The organism is Kitasatospora griseola (genome assembly GCF_014648555.1).
Classification (GTDB): domain Bacteria; phylum Actinomycetota; class Actinomycetes; order Streptomycetales; family Streptomycetaceae; genus Kitasatospora; species Kitasatospora griseola.
This window is the reverse complement of the sequence record NZ_BMRI01000011.1, coordinates 246,432-252,613: the sequence shown is the minus strand read 5'-3', so window position 1 is coordinate 252,613 and position 6,182 is coordinate 246,432. Positions and strand designations below refer to the sequence as shown.

Genomic DNA, 6,182 nt, shown 5'->3' with positions numbered 1-6,182 from the left:
ACAACGACCACACCGGCCAACCCGTCAAGCGCTCGCTGACCGCCTACGACCACTAACCCTTGGCATCAATCATCTAGTCGTCGACCTCGGCCACACCGGTGATGCGGTGCAGGGCGAACGTCCGGACTTCGTCGGAGAGGTGGTCGTAGGCCGTGACGAACCCGCCCTCGACCTTGACCGGGTCGATGACGCGCTGCGAGGAGAGCCCCTCCGCGTTGATGTAGCCGATCCACATGCGCTCGCCGAGCAGGACGGCGGTCTGCAGGGAGGCGAGGGTGTCGGCGGCGGCGGTGCGCGGGACGGCCGCGCCCGCAGGGCCGGCGACGGTGTCCTTGCGCGGGGCGGTCGCGGCCCGGTCGCCGGCCCGGACGGCGCGGACCGCGGCGGCCAGCAGGACGTCGTCCGGGCGGGCCGGACCGTCGGGCACGGGAACGGGCGCGGTGCGCGGCGGAGTCCGGCGGGCGTCGGGGCGCGTGATCACCACATCGCCCTCGGCGGACTCCGCGGCGGGCGCGTAGCCCATCGTGCGCAGCACGGCGAGCAGTGTGTCCGGCGGGGCCTGCGCGGCCAGCACGGTCGGGGCGAGCAGCCGCAGCCGCAGCTCCGCGGCGCGCCGGTCGGCGAGCACCTCGCCGAGCAGCCGGGGGTCGTCGCAGCGCAGGTAGGACGAGGCCGCGCCGACCCGCAGGACGCCGTGCCGGCGGGCGACGTCGTCGATCAGGTAGGCCAGCGGCTGCGGGACGGGCGTACGGGAGTGCTGCGCCAGGAAGCCCTGCAGGTCGGCGGCGGTGCGCCCGGCGTCGAGGGCGCGACGGACGGACTCCGGGGTGAAGCGGTAGACGGTCGCGCCGCCCTTGGACTCGATGTCGGCGCAGAGCGCGAGCGCCTGGGCGAGCGGGGTGAGCAGCGGGCCGGGGGCGATCGCCGTCAGGTCGGGCTGCAGGATGACGTGGTCGAGGGGCTCGGGCAGCAGCGGGGCGAGCACCGGCGTCGGGTCGGCGCCGGCGAGCAGCGCGCGGGCGGGGGCGGCGAGCGCGCCGCGGCCGGTGACGCCGAGCAGCTCGGCCTCGTGCAGCGTCCAGCCGGTGAGCGTCTCGCGCAGGTCGTGGCCGTCCGGGCCGACGGGGCCGCCGCGCAGCGGGCGGTGCCAGCGCAGGGCGGGCAGCAGTGCGTCGGCGCCGGCGGCGGCGCCCGGGGGCAGCTCGGCGAGCCGGGTGAGGGTGGCGCGGCGGACGGACGGGGCCAGCGTGCGGTCGAGCTCGGGGCCGAGCGCGGCGCGCGGCCGGCCCTTGCCGTCGGGGGTGCCGGTCAGCCGGCCGACCCGGGTGGCGGCGAGCCAGGCGCGGGCCAGCAGCGTCCAGCGGTCGGCGGTGTCCTGCTGTCGCCACTGGTCGTACGCGGGCGTCGGGGCCCACACCTCGTCGATCTCGCCGTCGGGGGCCAACAGGCCCGAGGTCCAGGCGAGTTCGAGCCAGAACGCGGCGTCCGACTCGGAGCTCTCCAGCAGTTGGGCGGCTCGCTTGAGGTCGCGGACGCCCAGCCCGCCGGCCCGCAGCGTGGGCGGCGGGGTGAGGCCCCAGGCTTCGAGCAGCTCCTCCAGCATCCGGACGGCGGCGGCGGCCTGCCCGGCGGCGGTGCGGTCGACCGTCGCGGGGTCGCGCTCGACGACGGGCGCGACGGCGGGCGGGGCGGGTTCGACGGCGCGATGCGTACGGCCGCCGCGCAGGTGCAGGGCGAGTTCGCGCGGCAGCACCACCGAGGTGGGGCTGGACGGCAGCAGCAGACCGCGGGCCAGCAGCCACTCGACGGGGCTGTGCGCCTCCTCGGCGGTGACCTGCCGGGCGGCGTCCGGGACGGTGCCCGTCGGCGGCCCCCAGACCAGGCGCTCCAGCAGTCCGACGGCGGCGGGCGGAGCCTGGTCGAGCAGCGCGGCCAGGCGCTTGCGGTCGCCCAGCAGCGCGGTGAGCGCGGCGACGGCGGTGACCGGGTCGGGAGTGGCCGGCAGCCCGGCGCCGGCCAGCAGGTGCTGGAGGCGGGCCGGCGACATCCCGGCGGTGGCCTCGGCGAGCGTCGGACCGAGACCGGTGCGGCCCGGGTTGGCGGCGCTCGGGGCGAGCGCCTCACGGACGGCGAGGACCAGGCGCAACGACGAGTCCGGCCCCCAGATCAGGGCCTGTTCGCGCAGCCGGGCCAGCGCGCCCGGCAGCGCGGCCGTGACGGCGGCACGGTCCACCGGGTCCGCGCCGGAGTGCGGCTTGACCCGGGCCGGCCCGGCCAGCAGGTTGCGCACCAGGGTTTCGGACGCGCCCTCGGGGGCGGCGGCCAGCGCCTCCGCCGTCTGCAGGGTGAAGCGGTCGAGCCGTTCCAGCGCACGCAGCACGGACGCCCGGCTGGACAGCCGGGCGGACAGCTGGGTGAGGTCGGTCGGCACCGGGTTGAGCAGATCGGGACGGGCCCGGAGCAGCGCGGCGACAGCGTCGTCCTCCCGGCCGCGGAGTTCCTCGGCCAGCGTGCGGGGGGCGCCTGCGCGGGTGGCGCGCGGTGCGCTCTGCGGTGCGCTCATCCGGTCCAGCCTAGTCAACGCTCCCGTCCGAGGCCCAGAACGGGGGACGAACTCCCGGCGAAACTGCCCGAGGGGGCATCGACGACCGCCGGCCGGGGCTCGCTTCGAGCGGGTGCGGATGGGTACCGTCTCGGTGCGGCGGGACGTACGACGTGAGGGCGGGTGGCGGGGCGATGGCGGGCGGCTCGTGGTGGCGCGAGGGCGGGTCGGCGGACGGCTCGGACAGCGGGGAGAGCGTGTATGTGCCCGCTCCGCCGCCGGAACAGCCGGCCGTCCCACCGGAGCCGAGCGTGCCGCCGGCCCGGCAGCCCGTCGACTTCGGCAAACCGGCGATCCCCCCGGTCGAGTTCGACCTGCCGCCCGGGCCGTCCCCCGCCGAGGTGGACCGGGCCGCGCAGTGGGCCGAGGGGCGCGGCCGCGCCGACGTCACCTCGGTGTTCCCCGGCTGGACGGAGGTCTACTTCGACCTGCCGGCGGAGGAACCGGAGCCGGAGCCGAAGGCCGCACCCGAACCCGACCCGGAGCCCGAGCCCGAACCGGAACCCCCGGCGCCGGAGCCGCGCCCGGGCCTTGCGGCGCGAGCGCTGCGCGCCCTGTTCGGCCGACCGCAGCCGACGACCCCCGAACCCGCCCCGGAGGCCCCGGCCGCCGCCGGCGGGGCCCGGCGGCCCGCGCCGCTGCTGCTGCTCGGCGCGCTGGTGCTGATCGGCGGCGCGGCGACCGGCTCACTGCTGGCGATGCTGCTCGGCTGGGGTCTGGCCTACCTGTCGAGCGGACTGTCCGACCTGCTGAAGAAGTTCGCCGTCCTGGGCATCCCGCTGATCACCGTCGCCGGACTGACGGTGTGGAACTGGGGCCGCGAGAAAGGCCGCTGGGGCACCGCCCTGACCCCCGGCACCGACGCCGGCCACGCCACCTGGGCGGCCGCCCCGGGCGTCCTGCGAGTGGCGGCCGTACTGACGGCACTGTTCCTGCTGGCGATGACGCTGCGCCGCCGCAAGGCCTAGCGGCCCGACCCGCGTGGGGCGGTCGGGCTCAGCCTGCGCCGAGGAGGTGGAGGAGGTCGGCGATCAGGAAGTGGGCGCCGGTGTAGCCGATGCCCTGGAACCAGAGTTGGTCGTTCACGGGGAAGGCCCGGTGGGCGCGGACGGCTCCGAGGGCGGCCCAGGCGGGGGAGGCGAGGGCGGCGTTGAGGCCGTTGGCGTCGGGGTCGCCGTAGCCGGAGTAGAGGAGCAGGTCGCCGTCGGCGTGGGCGAGTTGGTCGGGGGCGGTCTCGACGGTGAACTGGTCGGTGTTCTGCGGGTCGGGCCGAGGCAGGCCGAGGTCGGTGAGGACGCTGCCGGGGAAGTTCTGGCGGGCGTACAGGCGGACGGTGGGGGAGCCCTCGACGAAGCGGACCAGGCTGATGTGCTGCCCGGCGAGGCCGGCGGAGTCGAGTGCCCGGGTGGCCTGGCCGAGGTGGCGGGCGTAGGCGGCGACCACGGCGGCGGCCTGTTCGTGGCGGTCCAGGGCGGCGGCGTGCAGCTGGAAGTTCTCCTTCCAGGGCGCGCCCGTGGTCTGGGTGAGCACGGTGGGGGCGAGGCCGCGCAGGACGTCCAGGTGGGCGGCGTCGCGGGTGCGGTTGGAGAGGATCAGCTGCGGGTGCAGGCGGGTGATCGCGGCCGGGTTCGGCGGGGCGGCGATGTCGCCGACGACGGAGATCCGGGCCCGCCAGGAGTCCGGCCAGTAGTCGGGCAGGCCGGGGTCGAGCGGGGCCTTGGCGGCGCCGACCGGCGGGATGCCGAGGGTGATCGCGGAGTCGAGCTCGGCGGTGTCCAGGGCGATCACCCGGGTCGCCCCGCCGGGGACGGCCACCGGCCCGTCCGCGCCGTTGACGGTGACGCTCGGCGTCGGGCTGGGGGTGGGCGAGGGCGGCGGCGCCCCGGAGGCGGTCGGCGGCAGGGTCGGCCCGGCGGGCAGCTCGGCGGGCGGTTCGGGCGGGCCGCAGCCGGTGAGCAGGACGGCGCCCAGCCCGGCGAGGGCGGCACGGCGGGAGAGCGGGGGCGGCACCTGGGACCTCCGGCTCCGGTGGCACGGTCGGACTCCAGCAGTATGTCCGCAATGTGGTCGTCCGTCCGGCTTTTCCGGCGGGAAACCGCGGCTGGTTAGGCTGGGTGGCATGGCTCTGACCGTCGGCTTCGACCTCGACATGACCCTCCTCGACACCCGTCCGGGCATCAAGGACACCTACGACGTGCTCTCCGCGGAGACCGGTACCTTCATCGACTCGGAGCTGGCGGTGAGCCGGCTCGGGCCGCCGCTCACGCAGGAGCTGGGGTACTGGTTCCCGCCGGAGCGGCTGGAGGCGATGGTCGCCCGCTACCGGGAGCTGTACGTGGAGCACGCGGTGCCGGGGTCGCTGGAGCTGCCCGGAGCGCTGGCGGCGGTCGCGGCGGTGCGGGCGGTCGGCGGCCGGGTGCTGGTGATCACCGGCAAGTGGGAGCCGAACGCGCGCCGGCACCTGGACGGCATCGGGCTGGAGGTGGACGTGCTGCTCGGCGACCTGTGGGCGGAGGGCAAGGGCGAGGCGCTGCGCGCGCACGGCGCGGACGTCTACGTCGGCGACCACCTGGGCGACATCCGGGGCGCCCGGGCCGCCGACGCCGTCGCGGTGGGCGTGGCCACCGGCCCGTACAGCGCCGCCGAGCTGGCCGCGGCGGGCGCGGACGTGGTGCTGCGCGACCTCACCGAGTTCCCCGACTGGCTCTCCGCCCACCTGGGCTGACGGCGCGTCAGGCGTTCGCGGCGGCCTCCCGGGCGGCGCGCCGGCGGCGGGACTCGGCGCGGGCGGTGGTGAACAGTCCGGTCAGCGCGACCAGCAGGCCCAGCGGCATCAGCATGGACAGCCCCCACGCGATGGACGGCAGCCGCGGCAGGTCGAGGAAGAGCGGCACCATCGTCGCGATGGTGGCGAGGGTGCCGAGGACGAACACCACTCCGCCGACGCGGACCAGGATCTCACCGGCATCGCGGGACTGACGGGTCACTTCTGCACTCCTTCGCGCGGACTTTGTGCCAGTTTCCCACGTACGCCCCCGCCGATCGGCGGGGGCGCGGCCGCCTGCGTTCCACCTGAACGCTCAGAATTCCCAGGAACCTCTCAGGCATGCTGATTCTTTCGGGGGGATTCAGCGGGGAGCGAGGGCGCGCGGCGGTATGGGTCTGACCAGTCACAAGGTACTGGCGCTGTCGGCGCTGTTCTCCGTGTTGATGGTGGCGGGCACGGTCTGGGTGTGGCCCCGGCTGGCCCGGCGCAGCTGGCGGGCGGTGCTGGGGCGGCTGGTCACCATCGTCGGCACCCAGCTCGCCGTGATGTGCACCCTGGGCCTGGTGGCCAACAACTACTTCGCCTTCTACAGCAGCTGGGCTGACCTGCTGGGCACCAACGAGGACGGTCCGGTGACCATCCAGAACCAGCTGCTCGGCCGCACCAAGGGCGTGGAGCGGATCAGCTCGGAGAACGTCCGCGACACCGGCGCGCTGGGCCGCGACCCGGCGCAGGTCGGCCGGTTGGAGAAGGTCCGGCTGCCCGGCGCGGCCACCGGCCTGTCCACCGAGGGCTACGTGTACCTGCCGCCGC

5 protein-coding genes and 1 pseudogene are annotated in these 6,182 nt (G+C 76.2%); 3 read left to right on the top strand and 3 right to left on the bottom strand.

Translation table 11 applies throughout. The features are described 5' to 3' along the window. Positions 1-73 precede the first annotated feature (73 nt). Positions 74-2,563 (bottom strand): helicase C-terminal domain-containing protein, encoded by a 2,490-nt coding sequence (locus tag IEZ12_RS17090; RefSeq protein WP_189272778.1) that lies wholly within the window; start codon positions 2,561-2,563, stop codon positions 74-76. Positions 2,564-2,736: 173 nt separating this feature from the next. Here IEZ12_RS17090 and IEZ12_RS17085 point away from each other — a divergent pair, with 173 nt between their 5' ends. Next, positions 2,737-3,570: a hypothetical protein gene (locus tag IEZ12_RS17085; protein WP_189272777.1), complete on the top strand. Its 834-nt coding sequence runs from the start codon at positions 2,737-2,739 to the stop codon at positions 3,568-3,570. A 28-nt stretch (positions 3,571-3,598) separates the two neighbouring features. On the opposite strand, the gene IEZ12_RS17080 is transcribed toward IEZ12_RS17085, so the two are convergent. After that, the gene (locus IEZ12_RS17080; RefSeq protein ID WP_189272776.1) at positions 3,599-4,612 is read right to left on the bottom strand and encodes an ABC transporter substrate-binding protein; all 1,014 of its coding nucleotides are present in this window, start codon (positions 4,610-4,612) and stop codon (positions 3,599-3,601) included. A gap of 109 nt (positions 4,613-4,721) precedes the next feature. Between IEZ12_RS17080 and IEZ12_RS17075 the strand changes: the two genes are divergently transcribed. Beyond that, entirely contained in the window at positions 4,722-5,327 is a 606-nt protein-coding gene (locus tag IEZ12_RS17075; protein WP_189272775.1) for an HAD family hydrolase, read from the top strand. A gap of 7 nt (positions 5,328-5,334) precedes the next feature. On the opposite strand, the gene IEZ12_RS17070 is transcribed toward IEZ12_RS17075, so the two are convergent. Further along, positions 5,335-5,589, bottom strand: coding sequence for a hypothetical protein (locus IEZ12_RS17070; RefSeq protein WP_189272774.1), 255 nt, complete (start codon positions 5,587-5,589; stop codon positions 5,335-5,337). 169 nt (positions 5,590-5,758) lie between these two features. Here IEZ12_RS17070 and IEZ12_RS38525 point away from each other — a divergent pair. Further along, positions 5,759-6,182: pseudogene (locus IEZ12_RS38525) on the top strand (esterase); the annotation flags it as partial.